The organism is Micromonospora sp. SL1-18, assembly GCF_047921505.1.
Lineage (GTDB): Bacteria > Actinomycetota > Actinomycetes > Mycobacteriales > Micromonosporaceae > Micromonospora.
Window position 1 is genome coordinate 43198 of record NZ_JBLROA010000017.1, and the last position, 16005, is coordinate 59202.

Sequence of the window (16005 nt, forward strand, 5' to 3'; positions counted from 1 at the left end):
CAGGAGTGGAAATGCCGATCTCCGACTACCTTCTTAGAACTTTTCGCCTGAACGATCCGCGTGACCGGGGTCGTGTTATCGACGCGGTCAGGGCTGCAGGTTTCTCAATCGAGAACATTCAGGAAGACTTGAAGCATCCGCAGAAGTGGGGACTGATCCTCAAGCCAAATCGGAGGCTGTCCGAGCTCTTCAGGCTGGATCGGGAGGTTCTTCTCTGGTGTTCCACCTACCCCAGGTTCCAAGCTCGCGATATTGACGATATCAAGCTCGTCCTAGACCGAATGGGGATGCGGCTGAGTCGAAGCTTTGCAATCCTTGTTTCGCGATACGATCCACACACGCGAAGCCGAATCGAAGCAGAGTCCTCCCTTGATACCACAATCGTTCATTGTTCCTTTGATGAGTTGAGCGCGAAGCGGACCGGCGAGCAGGAGCCGGCTCTGCAGCGGATACTTCTGGATCGCCTGTATGTGCGAGATCTGTATGACCTGCCCTCGGCTGCCACTAAGGCTGCGGACTTCTTTGGCAGGCGAGACACTATCGATGATATTGCGGATGAGCTCATTACTGGGCGATCTCAGGTCGGAGTTTTCGGACTGAGAAAGATCGGAAAGACCAGTCTTACGAACAGGATCACGGAATCCGTTACTCAAAGTGGAAGATGCATAGTTGCTAAGGTTGATTTGCAATGGACAACGTCCATCGATCCGCGCCCTGAGTACACCTTGTGGGCGCTTGGTGAGGCCATTTTTGCGTCGGGTCGTGTAGCGCGAAGCACCAAAGGATTGAAGCTGTTCGGCCAATATTCAACGGCTACTGACGCAATAGTATCCGGGCTTTCCGTCTGGGAATCCTTTGCGCATGACCTGACTGCGATAATTCATTCCACTAGTCGTAGAATCGTGATTGCAGTTGACGAAATTGAGAGGCTATTCGAACTTCCCGACAAGGGCTCCTTTGTTCGTCTATGGCGGGTTCTCCGTGGGTTGGATCAGCAGTTTCCGGGGAGGCTGAAGTACCTTATTTCAGGAACCAGCCCTGAATGTGCGGAATCTGCGACGATAGCGGGCCTAGATAATCCGTTGTATCGCTATCTCTCGATCCGTTACCTGGGCCCCCTTGACCCGCGAGACGGTAAGGAGCTTTTAGTAAATCTCGGATCCCCGATTGGTCTGCGTTGGACCAATGACGCGCTTGCCTATGCGCTGGAGCAAACAGGTGGACACCCTGCCCTGCTAAGAACGCTAGGAAGCCTTGTTCACGTAAGCTTGTTACCTCGCCATGAAGCCGCAGAAGTTCGGCGTGATCATGCCGTGCTTGCAGCGAGATCTATGGTCTCGGCGCATAGTGCAGTTCTCGCTCAGGTGACGGCTTCTCTCGAGGACCAGTATCCGGACGAGTTCGTCATGCTTAGGATGCTGGCCGAGGGGCAGGTGTACAACTTTCGAATGCTGGCGTCCGAGTACGTCGATGAAATGTCGCATCTCATTGGATATGGCTTGTTGCCTAATGGTGACCGGAGTGAGGCATTGTCGATCGGCTTGCTGCAGTCCTACCTTCAGGCGCGACAGGACAGGCCAAAGGAAGGGCCGGGCGCTCCCGTCCTGCAAGTTGGGGACTACGTTGGCGGCCGCGCCATCGTCGCTCGAATAAGGTCGGGTGGGTTTGCTGACGTTTTGGTTGCCCAGGACGATAAAGGTGGGAAAGTTGCAGTGAAGGCATTCCGCTCTGCCCGCCTGAGTGCTCTGGAACGCGAGGTTGAATACCTTCAAGCACTTAATCATCCGGGCATCGTCAAATTCATCGAAGCCACGCAGGCTCCCGGCGGTATTCCTTGTATTGTGATGGAGTATCTTGAAGGCAGCACGCTTGCCGATATGTGTAATATTACGCTGGCCCCCAACACGGCATCGCTTCTGTCCATCACCGCTAGTCTGCTGGATGCGCTCGCATACATGCATCCGTCCGCGTCTGGTGCGGCAGCGTTTGTGGACAAGCCTGAACTAACGCCGGGTGACTTTGAAGATTGGGAGCGCCTGCGTTATGGTATTGTTCATCGGGATATTAAGCCGGAAAATATAATTGTTGCCGATCGCGGCCCGGTCCTAATTGACTTCAACATCTCAGTGAGGGCGGCGGATCCGGTTGAAACAATGTCCTCTACGCCAGGCTATCTTCCGCCCGACTTCAATGGCATTTCCTGGACTCCAGACGTAGACATCTTCCAACTGGGCGTCACCCTGGCTCAGCTCGGAGCGGGCGCTCGATTCGATGGAGATAACCTGAAGGACCTTCTGGCCCTGGGTGCCAATCGGCATGGAGATGCGGTGGGCGGCTGGCTGAGGATGCTAGTTGCAGATTCGGATCGGCCAACCGCCTCTGATGCTCTACTTAGTATGCCAAAACTCAGCTCGTAGGGCAGCCGTCGTTGATATCCTGGTTGAAGGCGGCGATCGGGCCTTTGCTTATCGGAAATGTCAGAAGTGCCTACGCGGAAGGTCGGATTCGATCCCTGACAGCCTGCCATTCCAACTCGGTGCCCAGCGGTGTCGCGATGACACCCGCGTCCCTTAGCATCTGAAGGTGGCGGTCGTAGCTTGGGTGGGCGGCAAGCTGCGCCTTGACGTTCGGGAATGCTTGAACCGCGATGGCACCGCCAAGCGCCTCGTTGAGGATGCCGAGCGCGAGGGTGTCATTGATTCCCTGAGCCCACTTGTTGATGATGTTGAACGTGGCAGGGACGACGGCAAGTGCGGTCGTTGGGGGATGCGGCTCCGGATCGCCAGGCATTCGCCAGTCGACCCGGACCGGATAGCCCGTCTGCCGTGCCAGCGCCTCCCGGTCGATCCAGGTCGCAGCGGTGGGCGTAGCGGTGACGCAGACGGTCCAGCCGTCCTCCTGGAGCAGCTCGATTAGCTCGCCGATCCGCAGCACCGGAGGTGCTGCGCAGACGACCAGAGCCAGCACGCCTCGCTTGCTCATGCCAGCAGCCCGGCCCGCTCCGCCAGTGGCCGCAGCCCCGGCGTCGCCGCTCGTCGCTCCTTTGCCAACAGGTCGAGCAGGAGCATGCGGGCCTGGACGTTGGCGTGGACCACTTCGGCGGCTACTCGCTCGGCTTCGAGCAGGTGTAGCACGGACACAGACCTGTCACCGGCGGACATCAAGGCCGCCGCCGCGAGGTCGACATGTACCTGTGCCCTTCGACCAACCAGCACCGCCGGCAGCCGCGAGGTGTCGAGGCCCGTTCCGATCTCCAGGGCTTGGTCCGCGTTGCCCGCTCGAACCGAGGCGGAAACAGCATGAATGACAACATTCGTCGGACCGAAGCCAGTCCACAGCCGGTTGCGGTCACTGCCCAGCGTCGACGTCAACCCTTCGGCCTGCGCAAGGAACTGGGCTGCCTCCTTCGGGTTGCCTTGCCCGGCCGTCATCACTGCGGCAAGGAGCAGCAGAGCGCCGTGAGCGGAAAGCAGGTCAGGATCGCCCGTGGGCCCAGTAGAAGACAAGCGCTCGATGCTGCTCCGCGCGACCTGCTCGGCTTCGGCCGCTCTTCCGGGCAGCCGCATGAGACCGCAGGCCGCCTGGTACGCCGCGACGGCCGCCAAGGCTTGGTCATCAGCGAGCCTGGCGGCGGTGGATGCCCGGTCAGCGGTCAGCAGGGCGGTGTCGCCATCACCGACCTTGGCAGCAAGCTTGGACGCCGCGATGTACGCCGCAGCGAGCAGCCGAAAGGCGCTCCCGCAACGAAGCCCGGTCGACCGGCTGGACAGCTCCGTCGCCTGGCCGAGCACATCCGGCAACAGGCGGGCTGCCGACGTGTAGCTCGCCCGCTGGTAGAGGCTGTGCACCCGGCCCACAGAGCGTCGCACCTCGACAAGCGACTGACCCGGCCGAGCCGGGGCCGCCAGGTAGCTGGTGAGGAACGTCCGGAGTCCGCTCAGCAGCTCGGGCCGGGCAGCAGCAGAAGCGGGATCCCGAATGTTATCTCCCATGGCCTGCCCTCGATGCGCTGCCACCGACACGTCGACGAGCATGTCGTCGAGCTGTTCGAGCGTAACTCCTAGCGCGGATGCGATCCGGGTTCGGTGCCACGGCTGCGGATCAGTCTCGGCGTTCTCCCAGCGCACCACGGTCGAGCGCTCCACACCGAGGATGTCGGCCAGGCGCTCCTGGCTGTAGCCGAGGGCCTTGCGCCGTTGACAGAGCCGGTGTCGCTTCAGTGCCACGCCCGATCTCCCTCCGTCCTGTCCACACTGTAGTAACAGCCCGTTGATCGCGCGGGTACGCAGACGCCTCATTTCTGCGTCACACAGGCCCCTTCGGCGCTGTAGTTCCTGGTCAGCTCCTCGCCGAGGCTGGACGCATGGCCCGGGGCGGGTGCTGGGCTCCGGCGGCACGCGTCCCCCGATCGCGGATCCGCCGTCCCCGCCCGCCCCGGTGCCGCTCCACGTACCACGACGCTGGAGGCGACCACCGATGTCCGCCGTACTCGCCGACTTTCCCGTTCTCACCCCGGTCACCGACGAGGACCTGGGCCTCGCCGCGCTGGCGGTCCGCGTCCACATCCCCGAGCCCTGGCCGCACGGCCTGCTCTGCCGCAGCGAGCGTGTCCCATACCCGTGCCGCCTGGCCCGCTGGGGCCATGCCACCCGCGAAGCCGCCGGCCTCACCGAGCAGCAGGCCGATGCGATGAAGGAAGCGGCACGATGACCGAGCCGGAGGCACGCGAGGTGGTCGCCCGCTGGCTGAGTCTGGTGGCGGCGGACGTGGAGCTGTCCCCGTACCTGATCGGGGTGGACTGGGAGCGGCTGAAGGCGCACCTGGCGCGGTCGCTGACCAGCGTGACCGGCGGTGCGGCCGAGCCCGAGATCCCGCCCATGGGCTGGTCGGAGGCGCAGCATCGGCGCGCGGCCGACTACCTGATGGGGGTCCTGAAACCACCCACGGAACCGGGCGCCGCCAACTTCTGGGAGGCGGTGGAGGACCGCTGCCCGGGCCTGCTCCCGGAGCTGGAGGCTCCGCTGCTCCAAGCCGCCCTGCACCAGCTCACGATCAAAGACGACCGCCCCAACAGGTGGGCGCTGCTGGCGGTGCTCGGCCGCGCGTACCGTCGCTACGGCCTGCACCCGGCGCACACCGCCGTCATCGACGACGCGCTACAGACCAGGGTGCCCTGGCAGAAGGTCGAGTGGGCCGCCGCGCGGATGGGCGACGGCCCGGCCTGGTGGCCGGCCGAGGTACTCGACCACGACCGGGCCGCCGACGGCGTCGCGATCCTGACGGTACGGCCGTGGCGGCGGCTGCCGTACCAGTCTGGCCAGGCGATGCCGGTGTGCACGCCGCGCCGGCCCGGCCGGTGGCGCTGGCTCTGCCCGGCGAACGCGCCACGCCCGGACGGCACCGTCGAGCTGCACGTCCGCGCGGTCCCCGGCGGCGCCGTCTCCACCAGCCTGGTCCACGAGGTACGCCCCGGAGAGCTACTCCACTTCGGCCCGCCCGTCGACACTGGGCTGAGCCTGGTCGACGGTGACCTGCTGCTGGTGGCCGGCGGCACCGGGCTGGCGCCGCTGCGCGCCTTGGTCGAGCAGGTCGCCGCCGCCCCGGACGGCCGGCGGGTGACCCTGATCGTCGGGGCTCGCTCGGTGGAGAGCCTTTACGACGCAGTCACCCTCGACAAGCTGCGCCACGACTGGCTGACGATCGTGCCGGCGTTCTCCCACGACCAGCTTGCCGAGCCGGGGGAGCAGGGCGACGCGCTCACCGTCGCCCTCGACCATCTGCACCCCGACCAGGCGGTGTACGTGTGCGGGCCGCCGGCGATGCTGGCCGGGTCGCGGCTGCGGCTGCTCGCCGCCGGGGTGCCCGCCGAGCGGATCCACCTGCCGGAACGGATCGCGTGGCGATGACCGTGTACCGCAGCCGCAACGCCCTGCGCGGTCCCCTCACCCCGGACCGGATCACCGCCATGCCGCTCCCGCTGAGTGGGCGTGGTCGGCGTGGCTACCAGATCGACGAGGTCGACGCGCTGCTGCACCGGCTGGCCTTCGAGCTGGGGGAGCGGTCCCGCCAGCTCGGTGAGGTACGCGCCGAGAACCGGCGGATCAAGGACGCCCTGCGGAGCTGGCAGTCGGCCGAGGCGGCGCGGCGGTTCGGCCGCGGGCCGTAGCCGTTCGTGGGAGGTTCGGTCTGCGTCGGCTGTCTACAGTGCACGGGGTGGCCGAGACGCGAACCGATGGCGACGCTTACGCGATGAGCCGGGAAGACGAGATGCGCGCCGACCCGGAGAAGCAGGCAAGATTCGCGATGCTGGCCGGCGACGCCTGGTTCGACCAGGTGGTCGCAGCCAACCGGGCGTACCTGGCGGCTGCGGTACCCGAGCCGATCGCGACCGAACGCGATCATTGGGCGCTGTCCTGCCTGCCAAAGACCAACTCGGGGCGCCGGTTGTCGACCGTGAACATGAAGCGGATGGAGACGTTCGTGCTGCTTCGGCCCGAGGAGGCTGACGGCGCCGATGACGTCGGCGGCTTCATGGTTGTCCGCGCGTCGGTGCTGCACCGCTACGCCAGGTCGAGGCAGAGCGTCGAGGAGCAGCACCCGCACCTGGAGTTCGATCGGAGCCGGCCCTACCAGGACGCCGGAGCCGACCAGGTACGGATCTGGGGCTGGTACGACGAGCTGATCGACGCTCTGGCGCAGGAATCATTCGCCACTGCCGCTCGCGAGTTCGCCGCGGCACTCCTGGTCGGCACGACCAACAACGCCCGGCATCACAACTACCAGCTCGCGGACCAGGTGTTAGGCCGCGTCTCCAACGGGTTACATCCATCGCAGTAACGCGGCGACAGCGGCAGTTGGCCGGGTAGGAGCGGTAAGAGCAGCAGAAGGGACAGATCGGTGGAGTTGAGCTCGGCGTCGGATGGCGAAATCGTGCGCGCGATCAATAGCGGCTCAATCGATGCGGAAGACCTGGTGAGCAGCAGCGGGTGGCGGAGAATCTGCCAGGCCAGGGGCCGGAACTTCTCGGCGATAGATGAAGAGGCGTGGCAGGAACTCTGCTCGTATCGCGGATACGTCCTGTCACGACGCAACCCTCGTGGGTTCTAAGCGGTGTCTTCAACCTGGTCTCGACTACCTCGTAGGTCATCACGAAATTGGTGTCGGGGGAGCGAGCGACCTGCTCACCGTCGCCCTGGGCCATCCGCGCCCCGAGCATGAGGTTTACCCTGCCCGCACGTCAGGAGCCGACGATGGATAACGAGATTCAGCTGATCAGTGACGGCGATGGGCTGGCGGTCATCGGGAATCCGACGGCTGCCGACCGCTTCCTCGTCTCTGAGGGACTGCCGTCGAAGGACCTCGGACTGCAACGGCTCGGATCTGCCCTCAGTGCCGGGGCTGCAGCCGCACAGGCAGGTTCCGAGATTGCCGCCAACTCAGGTCGCTGGGTGCAGCTGACCAAGGAGTCCGCGCAGCTTGTGGATAAATTTGGGCTGATGCCGAGCAAGACTCCAGGCGTCAGTCATGCGATGGTGGGGCAGCCGGGCTCGATCAAGTCATGGCTCCAGATCACAAAGGGGTCGGCGGTGACCAACCCGGCGATTCTGGCTGGCGCTGCGGGGATCATGGCGCAGCTTGCGATGCAACAGAGCATCAAGGAGATCACCGACTATCTCGCCACGATCGACGAGAAGGTCGACGATGTGCTGCGCGCCCAGAAGGACGCCGTGTTGGCCCGCATGATCGGAGTCGGCTTCGTCATCGAGGAGGCCATGACCATCCGCGAGCAGCGGGGCCGGGTCGACGAAGTCACGTGGTCGAAGGTGCAGGGTGCGCCGGCGTCGATCGCAGAAACCCAGGCGTACGCGTTGCGTCAACTCGACGCGCTCGCGGAGAAGCTGGAGCGCAAGACCACGATTGGTGATCTCGCCAGGGCGGCCAAGGAAGCAGAGTCGAAGGGACGGGAGTGGCTCGCTGTCCTGGCTCGCTGCTTCCAGCTGCAAGACGCGATTGCCGTGCTTGAGCTCGACCGGGTGCTGGACGCGTCTCCGGGGGAGTTGGACGGGCATCGCCTCGGACTGAAGGCTGCCCGGCAGAACCGGCTGGACCTCATCTCACGGTGCACCGAGCGCCTGATGGCCCGCATGGATGCGGCTGCGGGCACGGCCAACACCAAGGTGCTGCTGCATCCGATGGACTCCCCGGCTGTAGTGCAGTCGAGCAACCATGTCTCGATCGCCATCGTCGACTTCCACGGGCGGCTCGGGATCGAGCGCGCTCGAGAGTCATCAGAGGCGCGACGATGGGCGGAAGCGGCCAAGGAGGCGAGGGACAAGGCGCTCGAGACAGGAGCAGACGGCCTTGGTGCCGCCAGGCGCCTTGGCAACGAGACCCTCGGCCGGGCCAAGTGGGCGACGGGCAAGCTCTCCAGCCGGATCGCCGAGCGAGCGCTCCGTCGGCGCGGGGACGACGAGGAACGCGACGAGGAAGACTGAGTGGGCGCCGACCGCCTAGATGCCTTAACAGGGCCGAAGCTGTCCAGGCTGGCTGATTGTCGTTTGTCGCTGGACTGTCCGGCGGATGGCGGTCCCGTTGACGGGAGCCAAGAGTGTTCTGGTGCATCCTGAGCAACCAATGATCCCGTGCAACGGTGGCCCGTACGCGCCCGGCCCGGCCTACCCGCCCCCCGCCGCCGCGCCATACCAGGGCATGCCAGCCGTCTACCCGCCGCAGTCCGCCGTCCCCTATTCGGGCCCGCCGGTGGCTCACCCGCCGCAGTCCGGTGTGCCCTATTCCGCTCCGCCTGCCGCTTACCCACCCGGACCGTACGCGCCCCAGCCGACGTACCCGCCCCAGCAGGCGTACCCATATCCAGCTCAGTCGATGCCTTACCCGCCGCAGTTTGCTCCCCCGCCTCTGACGGCCTACACCAGGGAGTACATCGGCACCGGTTTCCACGTCGCCAACATCATCCTGTGCGTGATCACCGGTGGCTGCTGGCTGCCCTTCTACGGCCTGATCTATTACCAGAAGTCACGGCCGAAAACCGTGACGACCTTCGGTCGGTGATGAACTCATCGGCAGCGCAGGCAATGTGCTGGCTTCTCGAGGCGCTCCCGGTAGCGGCCTGCGGGTGGCGGCTCGTGCCGGTAGCGTCCCAGGAATGCCCGATCCCATGATCGACGATCTGCTCGCCGGCTTCACGGCTCCCCAGCCGTACACCACGGAGGCCGCTGCCGACGCTCCCACCTCGCCCGGGGTGCACGTGGTCCTCGACCGCGGCACCGTTGTCTACGTCGGCTACACCGGGAACCTGCGTAACCGCCTGCGGCAGCACCTGACGGGCAACCGGGACTCGTCGGTGCTGCACGAGCAGGTCGGCCAGCACCTCGACCAGCCCGGTCACGAGGCGTCCGCTGCGGACATCGCCGACTGGCTGGGCCGGTGCGAGGTCCGCTGGCAGGAGACCGATAACCCGGAGGGTACGAAGGAAGCCCTGGTTCTGGTGCTCAAGCCCCGCTTCAACCGTCAGGTGCCGAAGCCGCGCCGGTGAGAAGGCGGCGGCTCCTGGCGGTGCCGGCCCCGATTTGGCGTCGTGACAGTTGACGAGGCGGCAGTCCCAAAGGTCGGTGCGAGATCAAGCCGTTGGCGGCGGACACCTGTCGGGAAGCGTCACCTGCCCTGGCCGGGGCCTGAACGTGTCCATCGTGAACCACTCATCCAGCGCTGGATCGAAGAGGTTTTGAATGCCGAACTGCAGCACCTGCCACCAGCGGCTTGGATCCCTCTGATCGACGTAGACATCACCGAGCGCGAGCGGGAGCCGGGGAAACGCTCCCGGCTGGGTAAAGCCCGCCACCACACCAATCCGCCAATGATCGACGTGCCGATCGTCGTCCCCTTGCAGAATTTCCGGTCCCACGAAGCGCGCTGTCTTCAGCAGGTCGTTCAGTATCTGGCGGTTGAAGAACCCCACCTGTTGACAAGGCTGCGGCGGAGTCAGCGGAATGCCCGGCCACTTGTAGGTGAGCGTGTAAAGCGTGTTGTGGTAGATCAGGTTTGTGAACCAGATCGGATACTCCGGGCCTCCGGCGATCATCTGACTGTCGCCGTCCCTTCCCTGCCAGGTGAAGGGAACATCGATGCCGAGGTCGCGAACGATGTACCGGCCCGTTCCCTGAAAGTCTGCCGGGAGTAGCGGGGGGCGTGGCTCTTCCGGCGCAGCGGGTGTGGTGCCGCCAGCCAGAGCCATGCCGGGATCCGATGGGGCCCAGGCCATGGCCGGTGCGGTCGCGGCGATGGCGATCAAGCCGCCGACAGCCGCCGAGACCAGCGCCCGAAGTGCTCGGGTCGATGCCATGTCCCCTCCTGGATGTAAGACAGCTCGATCACGCTGACGCTCCGACAGCTCGGGCACCTCGGCGATCGTAAAATCGGCGATTCTGAGCGATGGCCGAATCGGAGAATGAGTCACCTTTCGGGTCGGACGGCCTGTCGGTCACTACTCCGCTCGTTCCGGCTGCCGCCCAGGCGGCTCCCACCGCAGCGGCTGACGTGCCGGTCGCGCGGCTTCGGCACTTGTCGAGGTAGTTGGGGCCGATCGGAAGGGGACCGAGCATCGACTTGGTGCGTACCGCTGCCACCGCAGCCCGGAGGCGGCACCACGGCGAGCGGCGGCCCCCAGGCGAGCGTGGGCGCGGTCGGCGGCGTGTGGGCCTCACACGCCGCGCGACGCGCTACCTGGCCTGGGCCGTCAGACGGCACGCCCACTCGGGTCGGGCGTGGTGGGGGTGGGGAACTCGCTGTCGTGGCGGGTGTCGGTGTAGGGCAGGTCGATGAGGCGGTGGCGGCCGGTGCTGCGGCCGGTCAGTTGCCATACCTGGTCGGCGGGGCTGAGGCGGGGGGCGGTGCGGAGGTCGGCGGTGGTGGTGGCGATGATCGCCGTCAGGCCGATGTCGGCGAGGCGGTGGTGCAGGTTCGCTTCCCGTCGGGCGGAGGGTAGGTGGAACAGGACTGGCCACGCCCAGGTGCTCATGTCGTAGAGCCGCTGGTACTTGGCAATCTTCTCGGTGAGGATGTCGAGGCGTTCGCGGCCGGTGTCGTACTCGAGGAAGAACGGCACGGACCGTCCGTGCTCGGTCCACACCCCGGCGCCGTCGGGGCGGGGCAGTCCTTTCAGCCGGACCATCATCTGCGGGTTGCCGCCTTCCCGGTAGAGCACCCCCGGGCTGTGGAAGGCGGAGGCGGGCTGCCACCGGTCCAGACGGCTGTTGGGGTGGGTGCGGTCGTGGGCGGCGAGGTCGATGAAGACCTGGTTGCCGCCGAGCAGGTGCGGCAGGTCCGGCCGGGCGGTCAGGGACTGTTTGCGGCGACGGGCCTGGTCCCGGCGTGGTGGTCCGAGTCCGCGTTGGGCGTGGACGTGGTCGTAGCCGAGCTGGTCCAGGACGTAGTGGTACGGGTAGGAGCCGCCGTAGGCCCGGTTGGGTCGGAATCGGTCTGTCGCGCGGAGGACGGTGAGGCGGCGGAGCCGGCGTTGGGCGAAGTCCAGGGACGGGAACAGGGCGGTGGCGATCTGGTCGGTGGTGAGGACTCCGTGGTCGTAGAGCCAACCGAGGAGACGGTCGTCGCGGGCGGTGATGCTGGCCTGCACCCGCAGCAGCGGATCCTGAGCGGGCAGCGGTTTACGCATGGGCGGCCCCTGGGGGGACACCCCAAACTGGGTGTGTCTGGAGCCGATCGGGATCGGTGAAAGTGGGCCTGACCTGGACTGTGAGCGAGTACAGGGGGTCGGTTCGGGGGTCAGTATCAAGACGGACAGTGGAACGGAGATCCATACCGACGCCGACACGGCCAGCCACACGGTGACCGTGGTGTGAGAGGACGTGTGACGCGGGCCGGTGACAACGCTGATGGCGCGGGTAGGGGGCGTTGAGCTGGGTCAGCATGCTTGTTCCTCCTTGAAGAATCTGCGGGTGGAGTGGCAGTACCGCCATGGCGGGCGTGTTCTGCCAGGTCTTGCCAGGTTCTGTCAGACGGCGGGCATCCTGACAGGCGCGGACGCTGGTCTGACAGGGACGGCTTGATCTGACAAGAGTTGCGGGTCGTAGTTCTGTCACGCGGCCTCCTGCTGTGACAGATCCGGTCCGGGTGGGATGGCCTCGGCGCGTAGGACGCGCACGAGTGCTGAGGCGGTGGCGTTGGACAGTTGGTGCCCGTCGGCGCGTAGTTGTCGGGCGAGTTCCTTGCGGGACAGCGGTGTCCCATGGGCGGCGAGGGCGCGGGCGGCGGTCCGGGCGGCCGGGACCAGCGCGGTGATTTCCGGGCCTCGGTCCCGGACCGGCGTTTTGCTGTCGTGTCGGTCCGGGACCGCCGGGTCCTGGTCCCCAGCAGCGGGGACCGTGGTGGTGGAGTCCCGGACCGCGGCAGTGGTCGCGGGGACCGGCAGCCGCGGTCCGGGGACCGGCTCGCGGGTGTCCGGGACCGCGGCGTCCAGGACCAGCGCCGGTCCTGGCTCGGCCCGCATGGGCTGGGCGGTGCGGTCGGGTGGGGCGGGGTCGGCGCGACCGAGGGCGATCTTCACCATCGTCAGGAAGCCGAGCGCGGGCAGCGCGGCGGCGATCCAGCCGATCGCTGACGCTTCCGCCTCGACGACCTGTGCTGCGAGGGACAGGAACACTGCCACTGTCAGCACCGTGGCGGGGAAGGTGACGCTGGTGTCCCGGCGCCGGTTGCGGCGCAGTTCCAGACCGGCGGCGATCGAGGCCAACTCCAGGACGACAGCGTCGGCCCAGGCGAGCCAGCCTGGCTGGCCGTGTGCGGCGGCGACGTCATGGACGTGGCGGAACGAGGCTGCGCCGGCGGCGCCGCCGATCAGCAGCATGATCAGCACCTGTGCCCGGTTCTCCAGCCGTTCCCGCCGCGACCGTGTCTCGGCGGGCGGGTCAGGGGATCGCTGCTCAGGTGTCGCCAACGGCCCACCACCTGTCGGCAGGTCGCCCGGGTGAAGCCCCGGATGTCGTCGTCGTGTTCAGGCGGACCGGGAAGGTAGCCGCCGGCTTGGTTGGAGTGATGTGGGTTGAGGTCATGTTTGTCCTCCAGCCTTGTTGGTAGGGGTTCGAGGTGCCGGGATGCAGGGGCAGGCACCAGGGCAGCAGGCATCGACCCAACCCGCACAGCGGGCTGCGGTCAACAGGCGGACACAGGGCAGACGGCCAAGCCGAGCCGCGAGGGTCAGGACTCACCACCGGCAGCGCCAGACGACGCCAGGGTGGTGCGGCGGCTCAACTCGCCGACGGACGATCCTTCATGTGGGGCCCTCCCATCTCTCGGCGTTTCCGGCAGCATCGGCGCGAACAAGAGCAGGCACCCCAGCTTTGGGAGTGCCTGCCCGCCTCCTCTGTGGCCGACCGCGCCAGCCGTCGGTGCGGGAAGTACTACCAGTACGCCTCGGCAGCGCCCGTCGAGTCAACCCCAATATCGCGCGGATTGTTCACTTTCTGCCCGTGCTCATCCTGGCGTACGAGATCGCGACCCGGGGTTTGTTCGGCCTCGTGGGCACTACATCCACGACCGGCGTCACCCCGGCGGGCGTTACGAGGCAATGGCGCCGGCAGCGAGCCGCGTATTAGGGTCCGCCCGGTCGCCGGCATGGCGGCTGACCGACAGGGAGGTGTCATGCGACGTCGTCAACTGCTCGCGTCCGGAATGTTCGCGGCGATCGGGCTCGGTGCCGGGGAGATGTTGTCCGCAGGACCCGCCGCAGCCCAGACGGCCCCGCTCAAGAGCGTTGGCAAGCAGCTGCCGGTGGACGACCTGCGGGCGATCGAGCTCGACGAGGCGCGCGGGCGCCTCTACATCGCCCAGGGAGTCGGTTCCGGGCGGCCGCTGGTGGTGACCGACCTCGACGGTCGGCTGCTGAACCGGGTCACCGCCGTCACCGACATTTCCGACCTCGTCCTCAGCGACGACGGACGCATCCTGTACGCGGCCCAGGGCTTCAAGCGGATCATCGCGTTGGACGCCGCCACGCTCACCATGATCGCCAGCTACCCCGCACCCGCCGGCGCCTGGCTGTACACCGTCGAACCGACCGGCGAGAAGGTCGTCGGCGGGTTCATCGACGCCGGCATCGGCTCCGGCGGTCTGCTGATCTGGTCCGCGCCCGGCACCCCGCCGGTGGTCTACACCGCAGGCCCCAACTACCACCCGATCATCGACGCCAGCCCCGGCGCGCCCGGCCTCCTCGTCGCCGGCGACACCGGGTATTCGCCCGTCACCACGTACGTCATCGACGTCTCCGGCGACAGCCCGAGGATCATCGCCCGGCGGGACAAGACCGGCAGCAACCTCATCGACTACGCCGTGAGCCCGGACGGCACCGAGGTGGTGGAGACGGTCGGCCACCCGTACGAGCACCACTCGTACCGGCTGCCGGATCTCGCCGACGCCACCGTCTATCCCAGCGGCGTCTATCCGCAGGACGCCGCCTGGTCCGGGGACGGCTCCACCGTCGCCATCGGCCGCTCCTCGACCGCCTCCGGTGACGCCGATGTCTACCTCTACGGCAAGGGCAGCACGGTCCCGACGTACGCCGTCGACTTCCGCAGCGGCGACAGCCTCTGGGAGGGCACGCTGCTGGTCGACCAGGCCGGCACCCGGGCCTGGGCGGTCACCTCGACCGACCCCTACCAGGAGACTCAGCTGCTGCACTCCTTCGGGCCGGCGCACCCGCCGACGCCGCCGGTCACCGACCTGGCCGTCACCGCCCAGGTCGGGACCGGCAAGGAGAAGCAGACCGCGCAGCTCACCGTGACCTGGAGCTCGCCGATCGGCAACGACCACTACTGGTGGATCACCGCGTCGACCGACGGCGGGGCCGAGCGGGAGTTCTGGCGCGGCAGGCTGGATGCCAGCGGCAGATACGCCCTCACCTACTCGCTGCCGCGCGGCACCACCACCTTCGCGGTCCGGTACCGCGACTACTATCAGTTCTACCCGGACGGCTACGCAACCGCGACGCTGCAGCGATGAGCGCACCGGTCCGGCGGCGCCGTCCGCTCCTCCGTTACGGCGTACTGGCGCTGCTGCTGCTCACCACCAGTGCTGCCGGCTGCGCCGGATCCGGTACGGCCGGAGCCGGCACCGTTGGGGCCACCCCGGCGCCCACCGGGGCGGCGACGGCGCCCACCATCGCGGCGACGGCGCCCACCGGGGCGGCGACGACGAGTGCAGCCGCGGCGGTGACCCCCACGCCGAGCAACCTGCCCGCGAGCGCCTCCCCGACGCCCAAGCCGCGCCCGCCCGCGACAGCGCGGGCCGGCTCGGCGGCCGCCCCGCCGCCGGCACCGGCCGCCAGGGCCACCCCGGCCCCGGAATTCCCCCGCGGCTACACCCTGCTGTCGCAGACCTGCACCCTCCAGTCCGGCCAGCAGGTGTACGTCTCGCTCAGCGGCAAGACGAAGGGAAAATTCCGCTTCTGCACCCAACGGCTGCGCAAGAACGACACGGGCGGCTACTACCTCAACCCGTACGTCTTCGTCGAGCCCTTCTTCCTCGACGGCGGCCGATGGCTCCCGGACTCGCGTGAGCCGCTGAGCCTGACCATCACCTGCCGGGTCAGCCACGCCGGCGAACAGGACTACTCCCTCACCGCCACCTCACCGAGCGGGAACGGGCCCGGGCACACCGCGTCCTGCGGCCGGCTGGTGCCCCATGCGGTCACCCCGACGACGGGCAGCGATGCCTACACGATCCGATTCTCCGGATACACCTCGGGCGGGCACTACGGTGTGCTCGCCTTCGACACCGAGGTGCACTTTCCGGGCGCCGGCAAGGCGACCCCGGAGCAGCGGGTGACCGTACCCGGCTGACGCGGACGTACCACCACCGCGACCTGACCAAGCCGGCGTACGGCGCTGGCGAGTCGCTCGCACTCCGGTCACCACCACCACCGTCGTCCCGGCCAGTGCGGTCGCCAGCCAGACCAGTCCCCGTCCCACCCGACGG

Annotated in this window: 15 protein-coding genes; 10 read left to right on the top strand and 5 right to left on the bottom strand. The window is 67.1% G+C overall.

Features of this window, described 5'->3' with window-relative positions:
* Positions 1-11 precede the first annotated feature (11 nt).
* The gene (locus ACNAW0_RS11060) at positions 12-2417 is read left to right on the top strand and encodes a protein kinase domain-containing protein (protein ID WP_416287673.1); all 2406 of its coding nucleotides are present in this window, start codon (positions 12-14) and stop codon (positions 2415-2417) included.
* Between the two features lie 70 nt (positions 2418-2487).
* Here ACNAW0_RS11060 and ACNAW0_RS11065 read toward each other — a convergent pair whose 3' ends face one another.
* Positions 2488-2982 (bottom strand): flavoprotein, encoded by a 495-nt coding sequence (locus tag ACNAW0_RS11065; protein WP_416287674.1) that lies wholly within the window; start codon positions 2980-2982, stop codon positions 2488-2490.
* Complete coding sequence (locus ACNAW0_RS11070; protein WP_416287675.1) at positions 2979-4226, bottom strand: helix-turn-helix transcriptional regulator; 1248 nt, start codon at positions 4224-4226, stop codon at positions 2979-2981. The genes ACNAW0_RS11065 and ACNAW0_RS11070 overlap by 4 nt, the downstream gene beginning before the upstream one ends.
* Before the next feature lie 250 nt (positions 4227-4476).
* Here ACNAW0_RS11070 and ACNAW0_RS11075 point away from each other — a divergent pair, with 250 nt between their 5' ends.
* From ACNAW0_RS11075 to ACNAW0_RS11105, 7 genes are all read left to right on the top strand, one after another.
* Complete coding sequence (locus ACNAW0_RS11075) at positions 4477-4710, top strand: hypothetical protein (RefSeq protein ID WP_416287676.1); 234 nt, start codon at positions 4477-4479, stop codon at positions 4708-4710.
* Positions 4707-5906, top strand: a complete 1200-nt coding sequence (locus tag ACNAW0_RS11080; RefSeq protein ID WP_416287678.1) for an FAD-binding oxidoreductase — start codon at positions 4707-4709, stop codon at positions 5904-5906. Before ACNAW0_RS11075 ends, ACNAW0_RS11080 begins: the two co-directional genes overlap by 4 nt.
* Positions 5903-6166: a hypothetical protein gene (locus tag ACNAW0_RS11085; protein WP_416287679.1), complete on the top strand. Its 264-nt coding sequence runs from the start codon at positions 5903-5905 to the stop codon at positions 6164-6166. The genes ACNAW0_RS11080 and ACNAW0_RS11085 overlap by 4 nt, the downstream gene beginning before the upstream one ends.
* 47 nt (positions 6167-6213) lie before the next feature.
* Positions 6214-6837 carry a hypothetical protein gene (locus ACNAW0_RS11090; RefSeq protein ID WP_416287680.1) on the top strand — a complete coding sequence of 208 codons (624 nt, stop codon included), beginning with the start codon at positions 6214-6216 and terminating at the stop codon, positions 6835-6837.
* A gap of 413 nt (positions 6838-7250) precedes the next feature.
* A complete protein-coding gene (locus ACNAW0_RS11095; RefSeq protein ID WP_416287681.1) occupies positions 7251-8495 on the top strand; it encodes a hypothetical protein in 1245 nt (414 codons plus the stop codon).
* Positions 8496-8883: 388 nt separating this feature from the next.
* The gene (locus tag ACNAW0_RS11100) at positions 8884-9069 is read left to right on the top strand and encodes a hypothetical protein (RefSeq protein ID WP_416287683.1); all 186 of its coding nucleotides are present in this window, start codon (positions 8884-8886) and stop codon (positions 9067-9069) included.
* Between the two features lie 94 nt (positions 9070-9163).
* A complete protein-coding gene (locus ACNAW0_RS11105; protein ID WP_416287684.1) occupies positions 9164-9553 on the top strand; it encodes a hypothetical protein in 390 nt (129 codons plus the stop codon).
* An 84-nt stretch (positions 9554-9637) separates the two neighbouring features.
* Here the strand turns inward: ACNAW0_RS11105 and ACNAW0_RS11110 are convergent, their stop codons facing one another.
* From ACNAW0_RS11110 to ACNAW0_RS11120, 3 genes are all read right to left on the bottom strand, one after another.
* A complete protein-coding gene (locus tag ACNAW0_RS11110) occupies positions 9638-10360 on the bottom strand; it encodes a hypothetical protein (protein WP_416287685.1) in 723 nt (240 codons plus the stop codon).
* A gap of 393 nt (positions 10361-10753) precedes the next feature.
* Positions 10754-11689 (bottom strand): replication-relaxation family protein, encoded by a 936-nt coding sequence (locus ACNAW0_RS11115; RefSeq protein ID WP_416287686.1) that lies wholly within the window; start codon positions 11687-11689, stop codon positions 10754-10756.
* A gap of 423 nt (positions 11690-12112) precedes the next feature.
* Complete coding sequence (locus ACNAW0_RS11120) at positions 12113-12970, bottom strand: DUF2637 domain-containing protein (RefSeq protein WP_416287687.1); 858 nt, start codon at positions 12968-12970, stop codon at positions 12113-12115.
* A 704-nt stretch (positions 12971-13674) separates the two neighbouring features.
* Here ACNAW0_RS11120 and ACNAW0_RS11125 point away from each other — a divergent pair.
* Positions 13675-15030, top strand: a complete 1356-nt coding sequence (locus ACNAW0_RS11125) for a hypothetical protein (RefSeq protein ID WP_416287688.1) — start codon at positions 13675-13677, stop codon at positions 15028-15030.
* Positions 15027-15869 (top strand): hypothetical protein, encoded by an 843-nt coding sequence (locus tag ACNAW0_RS11130; RefSeq protein ID WP_416287690.1) that lies wholly within the window; start codon positions 15027-15029, stop codon positions 15867-15869. The genes ACNAW0_RS11125 and ACNAW0_RS11130 overlap by 4 nt, the downstream gene beginning before the upstream one ends.
* Positions 15870-16005: the final 136 nt, after the last annotated feature.